The sequence below is a fragment of the Pseudomonas sp. REB1044 genome, from assembly GCF_038813925.1.
Classification (GTDB): domain Bacteria; phylum Pseudomonadota; class Gammaproteobacteria; order Pseudomonadales; family Pseudomonadaceae; genus Aquipseudomonas; species Aquipseudomonas boreofloridensis.
The window spans coordinates 4,878,591-4,893,629 of the sequence record NZ_CP046139.1; the positions used below are offsets into that span (position 1 = coordinate 4,878,591).

General features: G+C 62.2%; 13 protein-coding genes and 1 pseudogene. 9 read left to right on the forward strand and 5 right to left on the reverse strand.

What is annotated here, in order from left to right; genetic code table 11:
* Positions 1 to 79: 79 nt before the first annotated feature.
* Positions 80 to 478 (forward strand): YkgJ family cysteine cluster protein, encoded by a 399-nt coding sequence (locus tag GKC70_RS22090; protein ID WP_029614709.1) that lies wholly within the window; start codon positions 80 to 82, stop codon positions 476 to 478.
* Between the two features lie 129 nt (positions 479 to 607).
* A pseudogene (locus GKC70_RS22095) lies at positions 608 to 862 on the forward strand (alkaline phosphatase family protein); the annotation flags it as partial.
* Positions 863 to 995: 133 nt separating this feature from the next.
* Here GKC70_RS22095 and typA read toward each other — a convergent pair.
* Together typA and thiI are read right to left on the reverse strand one after the other, a co-directional pair.
* A complete protein-coding gene (gene typA / locus GKC70_RS22100; protein ID WP_039582676.1) occupies positions 996 to 2,816 on the reverse strand; it encodes a translational GTPase TypA in 1,821 nt (606 codons plus the stop codon).
* Between the two features lie 127 nt (positions 2,817 to 2,943).
* Positions 2,944 to 4,398, reverse strand: coding sequence for a tRNA uracil 4-sulfurtransferase ThiI (gene thiI / locus GKC70_RS22105; protein ID WP_342649929.1), 1,455 nt, complete (start codon positions 4,396 to 4,398; stop codon positions 2,944 to 2,946).
* A gap of 427 nt (positions 4,399 to 4,825) precedes the next feature.
* On the opposite strand from thiI, the gene glnA reads away from it, so the two are divergent.
* The 4 genes from glnA to ntrC all read left to right on the forward strand — a co-directional run bounded on the left by glnA (position 4,826) and on the right by ntrC (position 9,696).
* Complete coding sequence (glnA, locus tag GKC70_RS22110; RefSeq protein ID WP_039582672.1) at positions 4,826 to 6,232, forward strand: glutamate--ammonia ligase; 1,407 nt, start codon at positions 4,826 to 4,828, stop codon at positions 6,230 to 6,232.
* Positions 6,233 to 6,382: 150 nt separating this feature from the next.
* A complete protein-coding gene (locus tag GKC70_RS22115) occupies positions 6,383 to 6,925 on the forward strand; it encodes a chorismate mutase (protein WP_342649930.1) in 543 nt (180 codons plus the stop codon).
* A 252-nt stretch (positions 6,926 to 7,177) separates the two neighbouring features.
* The gene (gene glnL, locus GKC70_RS22120; protein ID WP_342649931.1) at positions 7,178 to 8,263 is read left to right on the forward strand and encodes a nitrogen regulation protein NR(II); all 1,086 of its coding nucleotides are present in this window, start codon (positions 7,178 to 7,180) and stop codon (positions 8,261 to 8,263) included.
* Complete coding sequence (ntrC, locus tag GKC70_RS22125) at positions 8,260 to 9,696, forward strand: nitrogen regulation protein NR(I) (protein ID WP_039582669.1); 1,437 nt, start codon at positions 8,260 to 8,262, stop codon at positions 9,694 to 9,696. The genes glnL and ntrC overlap by 4 nt, the downstream gene beginning before the upstream one ends.
* A 517-nt stretch (positions 9,697 to 10,213) precedes the next feature.
* On the opposite strand, the gene GKC70_RS22130 is transcribed toward ntrC, so the two are convergent.
* Positions 10,214 to 10,651 (reverse strand): hypothetical protein, encoded by a 438-nt coding sequence (locus GKC70_RS22130; protein ID WP_342649932.1) that lies wholly within the window; start codon positions 10,649 to 10,651, stop codon positions 10,214 to 10,216.
* Between GKC70_RS22130 and trmL the strand changes: the two genes are divergently transcribed.
* A complete protein-coding gene (gene trmL, locus GKC70_RS22135; RefSeq protein WP_342649933.1) occupies positions 10,650 to 11,105 on the forward strand; it encodes a tRNA (uridine(34)/cytosine(34)/5-carboxymethylaminomethyluridine(34)-2'-O)-methyltransferase TrmL in 456 nt (151 codons plus the stop codon). The two genes, GKC70_RS22130 and trmL, sit on opposite strands and share 2 nt — an antisense overlap.
* Positions 11,106 to 11,165: 60 nt before the next feature.
* Here trmL and GKC70_RS22140 read toward each other — a convergent pair whose 3' ends face one another.
* Complete coding sequence (locus tag GKC70_RS22140) at positions 11,166 to 11,300, reverse strand: hypothetical protein (protein ID WP_275898074.1); 135 nt, start codon at positions 11,298 to 11,300, stop codon at positions 11,166 to 11,168.
* 154 nt (positions 11,301 to 11,454) lie between these two features.
* A complete protein-coding gene (gene gabP, locus GKC70_RS22145; protein ID WP_029612667.1) occupies positions 11,455 to 12,843 on the reverse strand; it encodes a GABA permease in 1,389 nt (462 codons plus the stop codon).
* Between the two features lie 616 nt (positions 12,844 to 13,459).
* On the opposite strand from gabP, the gene GKC70_RS22150 reads away from it, so the two are divergent.
* Positions 13,460 to 14,233 carry an ABC transporter ATP-binding protein gene (locus tag GKC70_RS22150; RefSeq protein WP_039582666.1) on the forward strand — a complete coding sequence of 258 codons (774 nt, stop codon included), beginning with the start codon at positions 13,460 to 13,462 and terminating at the stop codon, positions 14,231 to 14,233.
* 11 nt (positions 14,234 to 14,244) lie between these two features.
* Complete coding sequence (locus GKC70_RS22155) at positions 14,245 to 15,000, forward strand: ABC transporter substrate-binding protein (protein ID WP_342649934.1); 756 nt, start codon at positions 14,245 to 14,247, stop codon at positions 14,998 to 15,000.
* Positions 15,001 to 15,039 lie beyond the last annotated feature (39 nt).

The window sequence follows — 15,039 nt, forward strand, 5'->3', positions numbered from 1 at the left end:
TGTCCGGCAAAAGGTTGTACATAATTTGTACAACTCCGGTATGATCGCGCGCCCTCAGCCCCAGATCCGCCCGAAAACGATGAAACCGACCCTGATTGCCGCCGCCGAAGTCGACCGCCTGGAAACCTGGCAACGCTATGCCAGCCACATGTGCGGGGGCTGCCACTCGACCTGCTGCACGCTGCCGGTGGAAGTGAAGATCAAGGACTTGATCCGCATCGGCGTGGTGGACGAATTCGAAAAGGACGAGCCGCCGAAGAACGTCGCCAAGCGCCTACAGAAAGACGGCATCATCGAGCGCTTCAATCAGAAGTCGGGGATCTTCACCCTGACCCGCATGAGCAACGACGACTGCCTCTATCTGGACCGCAAGAGCCGGCTGTGCACCATTTATGACAAGCGCCCGGACACCTGCCGCAACCACCCCAAGGTCGGACCACGGCCGGGGTATTGCGCCTACAAGCCGAAGAAAGTTTGAAGTTGCGAGCGGCAAGCGGCAAGCGGCAAGAAAGAGCAAGAGCAAGAGCAATCAGGGCGTCGTAGCGGTGTCTCAGCCGGGCTGGGCGCCTGCGCGGCCGTCTTCGATGACGAAGGGCCTCTACGTGGAGGCAATCTCAACCTGCACGCCGGCTACGCCGATGTCGCGTCCGGCGACCGGCATATCAACCGCATGCTGAAGTGCTGCGAGAAAGCCGCAATGGAACGACATGGTGGTGATCGTCACCGTCGATGAAAACGGCGACTGGTGGGACTACGTCGCCCCGCCGGCAGGCGACAGATGGGGCCCTGACTCACGACGATGATCGCTCGCGGTCAGCAGCCCATGGGCGATCTGACCAACGCCTTGCAGTTCGGCGCCTAGCTCACTCAAGCGAGCCCACCGCACACTTGCCGCTTGCCGCTTGCCGCTTGCCGCTTGCCGCTTGCCGCTTGCCGCTAAAAAAAAACGCCCCCGGCCTTTCGACCGGGGGCGTTTTCATTCAGCCAGCGCTGACTCAGTTCTTGGCTTTCTTGGCAGCGCGGGTACGCTCGCCTTCGTCCAGGATCTTCTTGCGCAGACGGATCGACTTCGGCGTCACTTCGCACAGCTCGTCGTCCTGGATGAATTCCAGGGCCTGCTCGAGGGTGTGGCGAACCGGCGGAACCAGGGCGATGACTTCGTCTTTGCCCGAAGCACGCATGTTGTCCAGTTTCTTGCCCTTGGTCGGGTTCACGCCCAGGTCGTTGTCACGGCTGTTCAGACCGATGATCTGACCGTTGTAGATCTCCTGGCCGTGCTCGACGAACAGCTTGCCGCGCGCCTGCAGGGTTTCCAGCGAGTAGGTCAGTGCCTTGCCGGTTTCGACCGACACCAGGACGCCGTTCAGACGACCGGACATCTGGCCCGACTTCATGGTGTCGTAGCGGTCGAAGATCGAGGTCAGGATGCCTGCGCCGTTGGTCAGGGTCAGGAACTGGTTACGGAAACCGATCAGACCACGGGCTGGAATGTTGTACTCCAGACGCACACGGCCTTTGCCATCCGGCACCATGTTGGTCAGGTCGCCCTTACGCAGGCCCATCTCTTCCATCACCTTGCCCTGGGATTCTTCAGGGATGTCGATGGTGACGTTCTCGAACGGTTCCTGCTTGACGCCGTCCACTTCGCGGATGATCACTTCAGGACGGCCTACGGCCATCTCGAAGCCTTCACGGCGCATGGTTTCGATCAGTACCGACAGGTGCAGTTCGCCACGGCCGGAGACCTTGAACTTGTCCGGGGAGTCGGTCTCTTGAACGCGCAGGGCTACGTTGTACAGCAGCTCCTTGTCCAGACGGTCCTTGATGTTACGGCTGGTGACGAACTTGCCTTCCTTGCCGCAGAACGGCGAGTCGTTGACCTGGAAGGTCATCGAAACGGTGGGCTCGTCGACGGTCAGCGGCTTCATCGCTTCGACCGCGTCCGGTGCACACAGGGTGTCGGAGATGAACAGCTCGTCGAAACCGCTGATGCAGACGATGTCGCCGGCCTGGGCTTCTTCGACGTCCACACGGTGCAGACCGTGGTGACCCATCAGCTTGAGGATACGGCCGTTGCGCTTCTTGCCGTCGGTGTCGATGGCGACCACCGGAGTGTTCGGCTTGACGCGACCGCGGGCGATACGGCCAACGCCGATGACGCCGAGGAAGCTGTTGTAGTCCAGTGCCGAGATTTGCATCTGGAACGGACCGTCACGGTCGACCGAAGGCGCAGGTACGTTGTCGACGATCGACTGGTACAGCGGGGTCATGTCTTCGGCCATGGCGGTGTGGTCCAGGCCGGCGATGCCGTTCAGGGCCGAGGCGTAGACCACTTGGAAGTCCAGTTGGTCGTCGGTGGCGCCGAGGTTGTCGAACAGGTCGAAGATCTGGTCCAGGACCCAGTCAGGACGCGCGCCCGGACGGTCGACCTTGTTGATCACGACGATCGGCTTCAGACCGGCTTCGAAGGCCTTCTTGGTCACGAAGCGGGTTTGCGGCATCGGGCCGTCCTGGGCGTCGACCAGCAGCAGCACCGAGTCGACCATCGACATCACACGCTCGACCTCGCCACCGAAGTCGGCGTGGCCGGGGGTGTCGACGATGTTGATGTGGTAGCCATTCCAGTTGATGGCGGTGTTCTTCGCCAGAATGGTGATGCCGCGCTCTTTTTCCTGGTCGTTGGAGTCCATGACGCGCTCGTCGTTGAGCTCGTTACGTTCCAGGGTGCCGGACTGGCGCAGGAGTTTGTCGACCAGGGTGGTTTTACCATGGTCAACGTGGGCGATGATGGCGATGTTACGCAGATTTTCGATCACAACTGTATCTCGTGCAGAGGATTCGGTGGCCGCCAGTGTAGGCGGCGAATATGTACGAAAGCAGACTCAGCGGGCCCGTGGGTCGGGAGGGCGATGGCGGATGCTGCCGCCATACAGCCCTGGCGTCTTATGCCGGACGATAAACACGCACATTGGCATGTCCCTCACTGAGCAGATGGTGTGCGTGCAAACGGCTCATCACACCCTTGTCGCAATACAGCAAGTACTGGCGCGTGTCGTCCAGGTGCTTGAACTTGCTGTTGATGGCATAGAACGGCATGACCTGCACCTCGACGCCGTCGAGCACCAGCGGCTCGTCTTCCTGGGCATCGGGGTGGCGGATATCGACGACGATCTGGCCAGGCATCGCCTGCGCCACTTCCTCGACCTCGATGTCCTTGCCCAGTTCGTCGATCACATGGTCGATGGAGATGAACCGGGCGCGCTCGATGGCGCGTTCGAGCACGGCCATCTCGAACTGCTTCTCTTCGTGCTCCATGCGGTGACGCTTGGCATGAGTGGTCGGGTTCACCGAAATCACGCCGCAGTACTCGGGCATGTGCTTGGCGAAATCGGCGGTGCCGATGTGGTAGGCGGTGTCGATGATGTCCTGTTTGTGGCTGGCCAACAGCGGGCGCAGCACCAGCTTGTCGGTGGCCGAGTCGATGATCGCCAGGTTCGGCAGGGTCTGGCTCGACACCTGGGAAATCGCCTCGCCGGTGACCAGGGCATCGATCTGCAAGCGCTCGGCCATGCGCGCGGCGGCGCGCAGCATCATGCGCTTGAGGGTGACGCCCATGTAGCTGTTGTCGACCTTGCCGAGGATCTCGCCGACCACTTCTTCGAACGGCACACTGATGAACAGCACGCGCTGGCTGCTGCCGTACTTCTTCCACAGGAAGTGAGCGACTTCCATCACCCCCAGCTCGTGGGCGCGACCGCCGAGGTTGAAGAAGCAGAAATGGGTCATCAGGCCGCGGCGCATCATCTGGTAGGCCGCCACGGTGGAGTCGAAGCCACCGGACATCAGCACCAGCGTCTGCTCCAGCGCGCCCAGCGGGTAGCCGCCGATACCGTCGTGCTGACTGTGGATGACGAACAGGCGCTGGTCGCGGATCTCCAGGCGCACCACCACTTCCGGACGCTGGAGGTCGATACCGGCCGCGCCGCACTGCTGGCGCAACTGGCTACCGACGTAGCGGTCGACGTCCATCGAGGTGAAGTCGTGGTGACCGCCGCGCTTGCAGCGCACGGAGAAGCGTTTGCCGGCCAGCAGATGACCGTAGTGCTGCATGCATTTTTCGACGATGTCGTCGAAGTCGCCCAGCGGATACTCCTGCACTTGCAGGAAGTGGGTGATCCCCGGGGTGCAGGTCAGGCGCTCGATCATCTCGCGCTGAATCTTCTCGTCCTCGAGGCGGGTGACCACTTCGAGATTGTCCCAGACACCGTTGACCACGAGCTCCGGATCCAGATCCTTGAGCACGTTGCGGATGTTCTTGCCGAGCTGGCGGATGAAGCGCTTGCGCACCGGCCGGCTCTTGATGGTGATCTCTGGGAAGACTTTGACGATAAGTTTCATTGGGTTAACAGCGCGCGCGGAGCCTGCCGAAAATGAGGGGCGCGAATTATAGCGGAAACAGGTAGAGATTTGAGCAACTTTTGATCAGAGGTTTACAGATAGGTGCCGCATGGCGGTCTGGCAGTGCTTATAGCGGCCTGATGGCTGATGAATCGCCGCAGCCCCCAAACAAAGCACGCCCGCCCCACCACCGCACCACATCAGTGCATTGCTAGCAAATGACGCCTTATTTAGGTGCGCATCACCGTTGCAGGGCGCCCTGAGATGCCTAAGGACGCCGCCTTTTATCCCCCCCTAGCCATTTTCGGGCACTGGCATGCAATTTGCTCCCTTGTGATGCAGGTAAGCTTGGCCGACTATCCGCGCCCGGCGACACCCTTTTTCCAGGGCAGCGGCCTACCGCGCTCTAGACCATCCGGAGGACAACATGTCGAAGTCGGTTCAACTCATCAAAGATCATGACGTCAAGTGGATTGATCTGCGTTTCACGGACACCAAAGGCAAACAGCACCACGTCACCATGCCGGCTCGCGATGCGCTGGATGATGAGTTCTTCGAAGCCGGCAAGATGTTCGACGGCTCCTCCATCGAAGGCTGGAAAGGCATCGAAGCCTCCGACATGATCCTGCTGCCGGACGATTCGTCCGCCGTGCTCGACCCGTTCACCGAAGAGCCGACCCTGATCCTGGTCTGCGACGTCATCGAACCTTCCACCATGCAAGGCTACGACCGCGACCCACGCGCCATCGCCAAGCGCGCCGAAGAGTTCCTGAAGTCCACCGGTATCGGTGACACCGTATTCGTCGGCCCTGAGCCTGAGTTCTTCATCTTCGACCAGGTCAAGTTCAAGTCGGACATCTCCGGCTCGATGTTCAAGATCTACTCCGAGCAAGGCTCCTGGATGACCGACCAGGACGTCGAAGGCGGCAACAAGGGCCACCGCCCGGCCGTCAAAGGCGGCTACTTCCCGGTTCCGCCGTGCGACCACGACCACGAAATCCGTACCGCCATGTGCAACGCCATGGAAGAAATGGGCCTGGTGGTCGAAGTGCACCACCACGAAGTGGCCACCGCCGGTCAGAACGAAATCGGCGTGAAGTTCAACACTCTGGTCACCAAGGCTGACGAAGTTCAGACCCTGAAGTACTGCGTGCACAACGTGGCCGATGCCTACGGCAAGACCGCCACCTTCATGCCCAAGCCTCTGTACGGCGACAACGGCTCGGGCATGCACGTGCACATGTCGATCTCCAAAGACGGCAAGAACACCTTCTCCGGCGAAGGCTATGCCGGCCTGTCCGACACCGCCCTGTACTTCATCGGCGGCATCATCAAGCACGGTAAGGCCCTGAACGGCTTCACCAACCCGGCCACCAACTCCTACAAGCGTCTGGTGCCAGGCTTCGAAGCGCCGGTCATGCTGGCCTACTCGGCCCGCAACCGTTCGGCCTCGATCCGTATTCCTTACGTGTCCAGCCCGAAAGCTCGCCGCATCGAAGCGCGCTTCCCGGACCCGGCCGCCAACCCGTACCTGTGCTTCGCCGCCCTGCTGATGGCCGGCCTGGACGGTATCCAGAACAAGATCCACCCAGGCGATGCCGCCGACAAGAACCTGTACGACCTGCCGCCTGAAGAGGCCAAGGAAATCCCGCAGGTCTGCGGTAGCTTGAAAGAAGCCCTGGAAGAGCTGGACAAGGGCCGTGCCTTCCTGACCAAAGGCGGCGTGTTCTCCGACGACTTCATCGATGCCTACATCGAGCTGAAGTCCGAAGAAGAGATCAAGGTGCGCACCTTCGTTCACCCGCTGGAATACGACCTGTACTACAGCGTCTGATGACTGCGGCGCTGGCGCCGTAGCGATCAACCCAAACGGCTTCCCTCGGGAAGCCGTTTGTATTTTTACGGTCAGGCGGTTCGGACGCGTCCTACTGGTACACAAAAGGGCATTGGCCACACTCAGGTCTCCCATTTCAAGGAGATCACCATGCGCCTCACCCCGCTCTGCCTGTTGTGCATCCTCGCCCTCACCGGCTGCCTGAAATCCCCGGATCCCGACCCCACCTTCGAGGCCCTGCTCGACAGCATCGAACAGCGTCTGGCCATCGCCGACGCCGTGGCTCTGCACAAGTGGGACAACGGTCAGCCGGTACAGGACAGTGCTCGCGAGCAGCAGGTGCTGGAAAGAGTGCGCAAGGCCGCATCGAGCCATAACGTCAGCCCGCAACGCGCGATCCCGTTCTTCAGAGACCAGATCGAGGCCAACAAGCTGCGTCAGTACCATCTGCTCAGCCAGTGGAGCCTGGTGGAGGCCGCGCCAGACATCCCACGCCTGGACCTCACCCGTGAGATTCGCCCACAACTGGACCTGCTGCAGGCGCAGATGCTCGATCGCCTGGCGCGTTTCGACCGCCACCGGCCCGCGCAATGCGAGCACGCACTGGCCAAGGCCATCGGCCTGCGCTCCAGCGATGCCACTCGCCGCCTCATGCTGATCCGCGCCACCGCAAGCCTCTGCCCACGCGACTGACGAGCAATGCTCTATATTGGTGCAATAAATAGCTGAACGCCCTGCGGTGCAGCCCAAATCAGGTCAGTTGAATCGATAAAGCGTGAATTATTGAGCCGATTTTGCGCACAACCTGCGCTTCATCGGCCAATTCCGCTTCTTTTCGGAGCCTTGGTTTGTTTCTTGCATTTTCCAGGGCAACCAGCGGCTGACCCGTCTGCTTCCTTGAAGCATGCGGGCCGGAACAGCGCCAATAGAGGTCGACAACGCACCATGACCATCAGCGATGCACAGCACCGACTGCTCCTGGACAACCTGACCACCGCGACCCTGCTGCTCAACAGCGAATTGCGCCTGGAGTACATGAACCCGGCGGCCGAGATGCTGCTGGCAGTCAGCGGTCAGCGCAGCCACGGCCAGTTCATCAGCGAACTGTTCACCGAATCGACCGAAGCGCTGCACTCCCTGCGCCAGGCCGTGGAGCAGGCGCATCCGTTCACCAAGCGCGAAGCCCAGTTGACCTCCCTGACCGGCCAGAGCATCACCGTGGACTACGCTGTCACGCCCATCCTGCATCAGGGCAACACCCTGCTGCTGCTCGAAGTGCACCCGCGTGATCGGCTGCTGCGCATCACCAAGGAAGAGGCGCAACTGAGCAAGCAGGAAACCACCAAGATGCTGGTGCGTGGCCTGGCCCACGAAATCAAGAACCCCTTGGGCGGGATTCGCGGCGCAGCACAACTGCTGGCCCGCGAACTGCCCGAGGACGGTCTGCGCGACTACACCAACGTGATCATCGAAGAGGCCGACCGCCTGCGCAATCTGGTCGACCGCATGCTGGGCTCGAACAAACTGCCGTCGTTGGCGATGACCAACGTGCACGAAGTGCTGGAGCGGGTGTGCAGCCTGGTGGACGCCGAAGCCCAAGGCAGCATCACCCTGGTGCGCGACTACGACCCGAGCCTGCCGGACGTGCTGATCGACCGTGAGCAGATGATCCAGGCCGTGCTCAACATCGTGCGCAACGCCATGCAGGCGATCAACGGCCAGAACGAATTGCGCCTGGGCCGCATCACCCTGCGCAGCCGCGCCGTGCGCCAGTTCACCATCGGCCACGTGCGCCACCGCCTGGTGGCGCGGATCGAAATCACCGACAACGGCCCCGGCATCCCCGCGCTACTGCAGGACACCCTCTTTTATCCGATGGTCAGCGGACGCCCGGACGGCACCGGGCTGGGCCTGGCCATCACCCAGAACATCATCAGTCAGCATCAGGGGCTGATCGAGTGCGAAAGCCACCCTGGCCACACCACCTTTTCGATCTTCCTGCCCCTGGAACAAGGAGCCACAGCCCCATGAGCCGTAGTGAAACCGTGTGGATCGTCGACGATGATCGTTCCATCCGCTGGGTCCTGGAAAAGGCCCTGCAGCAGGAGGGCATGACCACCCAGAGCTTCGACAGCGCCGACGGGGTCATGGGACGCCTGGCCCGCCAGCAGCCGGACGTGATCATCTCCGACATCCGCATGCCCGGCACCAGCGGCCTGGACCTGCTGGCGCAGATCCGCGAAGCGCACCCGCGCCTGCCGGTGATTATCATGACCGCCCATTCCGACCTGGACAGCGCGGTGGCGTCGTACCAGGGCGGCGCCTTCGAGTACCTGCCCAAGCCATTCGATGTGGATGAGGCCGTGGCGCTGGTCAAGCGCGCCAACCAGCACGCCCAGGAGCAGCAGGCGCTACAAGCCCCACCGACCCTGGCGCGCACCCCGGAGATCATCGGCGAGGCGCCGGCGATGCAGGAGGTGTTCCGCGCCATCGGTCGCCTGAGCCACTCCAACATCACCGTGCTGATCAACGGCGAGTCCGGTACTGGCAAGGAGCTGGTCGCCCACGCCCTGCACCGCCACAGCCCACGCGCCGCCGCGCCGTTCATCGCCCTGAACATGGCGGCGATTCCCAAGGACTTGATGGAGTCGGAGCTGTTCGGCCACGAAAAAGGTGCCTTCACCGGCGCGGCCAACCTGCGACGCGGCCGCTTCGAGCAAGCCGATGGCGGCACGCTGTTCCTCGACGAAATCGGCGACATGCCCGCCGACACCCAGACGCGCCTGCTGCGCGTGCTGGCCGACGGCGAGTTCTACCGGGTCGGTGGACACCTACCGGTCAAGGTGGACGTGCGAATCATCGCCGCGACCCACCAGAACTTGGAATCGCTGGTGCAGGCCGGCAAGTTCCGTGAAGACTTGTTCCACCGCCTGAACGTGATCCGCATTCATATCCCGCGCCTGGCCGACCGGCGCGAGGACATTCCCGCGCTGGCCCGTCACTTCCTGGGGCGAGCGGCACGGGAGCTGGCAGTCGAACCGAAACTGCTCAAGCCGGAAACCGAAGAGTTCATGCGCAACCTGCCGTGGCCGGGCAACGTGCGTCAGATGGAAAACACCTGCCGCTGGATCACGGTGATGGCCTCGAGCCGCGAAGTGCTGATCAGCGACCTGCCGCCAGAACTGCTCAACCTGCCCCACGACGCGGCACCGATCACCAACTGGGAGCAGGCACTGCGCCAGTGGGCCGACCAGGCCCTGGCGCGCGGCCAGTCGAACCTGCTCGACAGCGCCGTGCCGAGCTTCGAGCGGATCATGATCGAGACCGCCCTCAAGCACACGGCCGGGCGTCGACGTGATGCGGCAGTGCTGCTGGGCTGGGGCCGCAACACCTTGACTCGCAAGATCAAGGAGCTGGGGATGAAGGTCGATGGCAGCGATGAGGACGACGGCGAGGAACACTGATCGCCAGCGGTCGCTGTCATGACCGGGGCCGCTCATGGCGTGCTGCGGTTCACTTGAGATCTGTTTGGCTGGCATAGGGGCTGCTGCGCAGCCCATCGCGACACAAGGCCGCTCCTACAGGGTCCGTACCCCCCCTACTTCAGGGGTTGCACGGGTTTTGTAGGAGCGGCCTTGTGCCGCGATGGGCCGCGAAGCGGCCCTTTTCATGTCTGCCAGGGCTTGCACCGATGCAGTGCCCGCTGCACCTGCGCAAGGCACAGGATAGGGAGCACCTCACCGAATAAAACATTCAAGCCATTGAATTTAAAGGCTTTTAAAAACTGGCATGACACCTGCAATAACACTGATAACGACAGTTTCGGGGACCCCGGTACAGGCAGGCCGGGACATCCCCCTCTTTATTCGCAACACCGCCCGTTTTGGGGACCTTGGTACAGGCAGGCCGAGACTCCCTCTTTTATTCGCAACACCGCCCGCTTCGGGGACCTCGGTACAGGCAGGCCGAGACTCCCCTCTTTTATTCGTGCAGCCTGACCTGCACCCGCCAACGCCCCGCGTCCTCTGCAGCGCTCCAAGTGCCGCGCAGAGGACGCGCGGCCACCAGGCTCAGCACCAGCCCCTCATCGCTATGCTGCAAACGCCAGCCCACCGGCCTTCCTCGCAGGGTCAACTGGCCACGCTGCGGTTTGCCCTCGGCCTGGAACACCAGTGCCACGGTGCCATTGACGTTCTCGCCATGCAGCTTGGGCGAGGCGGTGAACAACAGGTCCAGGCCTTCATCCATGACCTGCACCTGTTCCAGCACACGCGGCTCGGGCGCCGTCAGCCGACCGATCATCAAACCGACCATCACCCCGACGATGGCCATCGACATCAATACCCGCGGCCATGCCTTCGAACGCGGGTCCGGTTCGAGGGTAGAATGCGCGTCATCTTCCTGCCTGGGGCCGTGCATGTTCCACGTCATCCTCTTTCAACCTGAAATTCCGCCGAATACCGGCAATATCATCCGCCTGTGCGCCAACAGCGGCTGCGACCTGCACCTGATCGAGCCGATCGGTTTCGAGCTGGACGACAAGCGCCTGCGCCGGGCCGGGCTGGATTACCACGAGTATGCCACGCTCAAGCGCCACGACAGCCTGGCCCAGTGCCTGGAAAGCCTCGGCCAGCCGCGCCTGTTCGCCTTCACCACCAAGGGCTCGCATCCGTTCCATGAAGTGGCCTATCAACCCGGCGATGCGTTTTTGTTCGGCCCGGAGAGTCGTGGGCTGCCCGCTGAAGTGCTCGACAGCCTGCCCGCCGAACAACGCCTGCGCTTGCCCATGCGTCCGGGGAGCCGCAGCCTTAACTTGTCCAACACGGTGGCGGTGACGGTGTATGAGGCATGGCGCCAGCAAGGATTCGCCTGAATCGGCGTAGGAAGGGTGGCCGGCGGCGGGGCGAATCCCCGCTGCCGGCAAAGAGAAGCGTCACTCGACGATGCAGATCCAGCGGTGGTTGCAGCGGTACGGCGCACGGGTGAAGGCGATATCGACCAGGCGTTTCAGGCCGCGTCGCTTGAGCGCCTGGGTCAGTTCGGCAAGTGTTTCTGCTTCGATAGTCATGCTGTTACCTCGTCAGATTACTGCGTACCTAATTCTTGACCGAGGGGACAAACCGGGGATTCACTTTTTTACCGGGCCGATTCAACCACTGGTCCGATAAACGCAAAAGGCCGCATCCTTCAGAGGATGCGGCCTTTTCGATGCAGATGCCGACTCAGTTATCCAGCACAGCTCGCCCGGCAACGCCGCGCTTGCGATGCACCAGCAGCCCGGTGATCACCACGGCGATGCTCAACAGCGCCGTGGCGATGATCTCGATGCGGTGATCTTCGCGCAGGGCCATTACGCCCAATACGGCGACGATGAAAGCGATGGTGGCCCAGGTCAGCCCCGGGAACAGCCACATCTTGAACGAGATCTTCTCGCCCCGCGCCTCACGCTGGGCACGCATGCGCAACTGCGACACGGCGATCACCAGGTACACCAGCAGGGCAATGGCGCCAGAGCTGGCCAGCAGGAACTCGAACACCTCGGCCGGTGCGAGGAAGTTGGCGAACACGCACAGGAACGCAGCTGCGGTGGAGAGCAGCACGGCCCAGTGCGGGGTGCCCGCGCGGGTGGTGCGCTGGGCGACGGCAGGGGCGTCGCCACGCTTGCTCAGCGAGAACAGCATGCGCGAAGAGGTGTACAGCGCCGAGTTCAAGCAACTGGTGACCGCGATCAGCACGACGATGTCGACGATCAGCTTGGCATTGGGCACGCCGATCAAGCTCAGCACAGTCTGGTAGGAGCCCTTCTCGGCCAGGGCCGGATCGTTCCACGGCACCATGGCCACCACCAGGAAGATCGACACCAGGTAGAACAGGCAGATCCGCCAGATCACCGAGTTGGTGGCGCGGCTGATCTGCTTGCCCGGATCCTTCGACTCGGCGGCAGCGATGGTGACGATTTCGGTGCCCATGAACGAGAACATGGTGGTCAACATGGCCGCCAGCACCGCGCCCAGGCCGTTAGGCATGAAGCCCTGGGTGTCGAACAGGTGGCTGACACCGCTGACCTGACTGCCCGGCACCAGGCCGAACATGGCCGCGCAGCCGACCACGATGAAGGCGATGATGGCCAGCACCTTGAGCAGGGCGAACCAGAACTCGAACTCGCCGTAGTTCTTCACGCTGAACAGGTTGGTGACGGTGAGCGCCAGGGTGATGATCAACGAGAAGGCCCACAGATCGACGGCCGGGAACCAGGCATGCAGGATCGCCGCAGCGGCGTTGGCTTCCAGCGGAATCACCAGCACCCAGAACCACCAGTACAGCCAGCCGATGGTGAACCCGGCCCAGCGCCCGATGGCGCGGTCGGCGTAGGTGGAGAACGAACCTGTGTCGGGCGACGCGACCGCCATCTCGCCGAGCATGCGCATCACCAGCACCACCAAGGTGCCCGCTGCGGCATAGGCCAGCAGTACGGCAGGACCGGCAGCGGCGATGGCGTGGCCGGAGCCGACGAACAGGCCGGCGCCGATCACGCCGGCAATGGAGAGCATGGTGACATGCCGTTGTTTGAGCCCCTGAGCGAGGTCATTGGAATTGTGCTTACCGCTCATAAAACTACCTTTGTAAGGAGTGGACCACCCGATTACTGGAACGAAGCGCGCCAAGGGTTGATTTAGACGGCTTGGCAATCGGCGTCTTGCTGCTGGCAATAACTGCGCCAGCGGTGCAGGTCATGCACATGAATCTTCGCGCTACCGCGATTGACGTGGCTTTGCCGCCCTTCGGCCAAGCCATGACCGAAGGGTCGTCGAAGCGGTCACCGCAGTGTGCATTACTGAAATACTCACTTACAAACGCACCAAAGGTAGTCCTCAGTAACACCGTCGCACCAAAAAGACGCATCCTAGGTGCAACCCACAGGCGCAACCCAACTCCGTTCGATGAAGCTCACTCAAGCGCCTGCCAACCACCCGCGAAGCAAAAAGCCTTTCCTCGCCAAACCAAAACTGGCACCATCGCGCCTTTTTTCATCAAGGCTCCGGCGCCGAGCGCAACGCGTTGCGGACATCCGCGCGACGTTGCACTGCAGCGATGCGACAAACTGTCCCGCCAGCGACCCGAGCCCCCTGCGTCCCGGTTGGCCGCCCCGACCCGCTATGCTAGCGTTGCGCACGCCAGGAAGGCAGCCAACAGCTGGGAACGCACCCGATCACATGAGGACCGCACATGGCCCAGGCCACGCCCGCGCTGGAAATCCGCAACCTGCACAAACGCTACGGCGACCAGGAAATTCTCAAGGGCATTTCGCTGACCGCGCGCGATGGTGACGTGATCTCGATCCTCGGATCGTCCGGCTCCGGCAAGTCCACTCTGCTGCGCTGCATCAACCTGCTGGAGAACCCGCACCAGGGCGAAATTCTGGTGGCCGGCGAAGCGCTCAAGCTCAAGGCTGATAAAACCGGTGAGCTGATCGCCGCCGACAACCGGCAGATCAACCGCCTGCGCAGCGAAATCGGCTTCGTCTTCCAGAATTTCAACCTGTGGCCGCACATGTCGATCCTCGACAACATCATCGAGGCGCCACGCCGCGTGCTCGGCCAGAGCAAGGCCGAAGCCGTGCAGGCCGCCGAGGCGCTGCTGGAGAAGGTCGGCATCTTCGACAAGCGCCACAGCTACCCGGCGCAGCTATCCGGTGGTCAGCAGCAGCGCGCCGCCATCGCCCGTACCCTGGCCATGCAGCCGAAGGTCATCCTGTTCGATGAGCCCACCTCGGCGCTCGATCCGGAAATGGTCCAGGAAGTGCTTAACGTTATCCGCGCACTGGCCGAAGAAGGCCGTACCATGCTGCTGGTAACGCACGAGATGAACTTTGCCCGCCAGGTGTCCAGCGAAGTGGTGTTTCTGCACCAGGGTCTGGTGGAAGAGCAGGGATCGCCGCAGCAGGTCTTCGAGAACCCGACCTCGGCGCGTTGCAAGCAATTCATGTCCAGCCACCGCTAACGGAGCAACACATGCAGACCTACAAGAAATTCCTCCTGGCCGCGGCCGCCACGCTGGTGATGTCGGCCAACGCCCTGGCTGCGGAAAAACTGCGCATGGGTATCGAAGCGGCCTACCCGCCGTTCAACAATAAGGATGCCAGCGGCAACGTGGTCGGCTTCGACAAGGACATCGGCGACGCCCTGTGCGCCAAGATGAAGGTCGAATGCACGGTCGTCACCTCCGACTGGGACGGCATCATCCCCGCCCTGAACGCCAAGAAGTTCGACTTCCTGGTGTCATCGCTGTCGATCACCGACGAGCGCAAGCAGGCGGTGGACTTCACCAACCCGTACTACTCCAACAAGCTGCAGTTCATCGCGCCGAAGAACGTCGACTTCAAGACCGACAAAGACTCGCTCAAGGGCAAGATCATCGGCACCCAGCGCGCCACCCTGGCGGGCACCTGGCTGGAAGACACCTACGGCAGCGACATCACCATCAAGCTGTACGACACTCAGCAAAACGCCTACCTCGACCTGACCTCGGGCCGTGTCGACGCCATCCTCGCCGACAAGTACGTGCAGTACGACTGGCTGAAGAGCCCGGAAGGCCAGAACTACGAGTTCAAGGGCGAGCCGGTGGTCGACAGCGACAAGATCGGCATCGCCGTGCGCAAGGGCGATACCAAGCTGCGCGACGAGCTGAACAAGGCCCTGGCCGAAATCAAGGCCGACGGCACGTACAAGAAGATCAACGAAAAGTACTTCCCGTTCAGCATCGAATGATTCACCCCGACCGGCACCGCCTTTGCGCGGTGCCCGTCC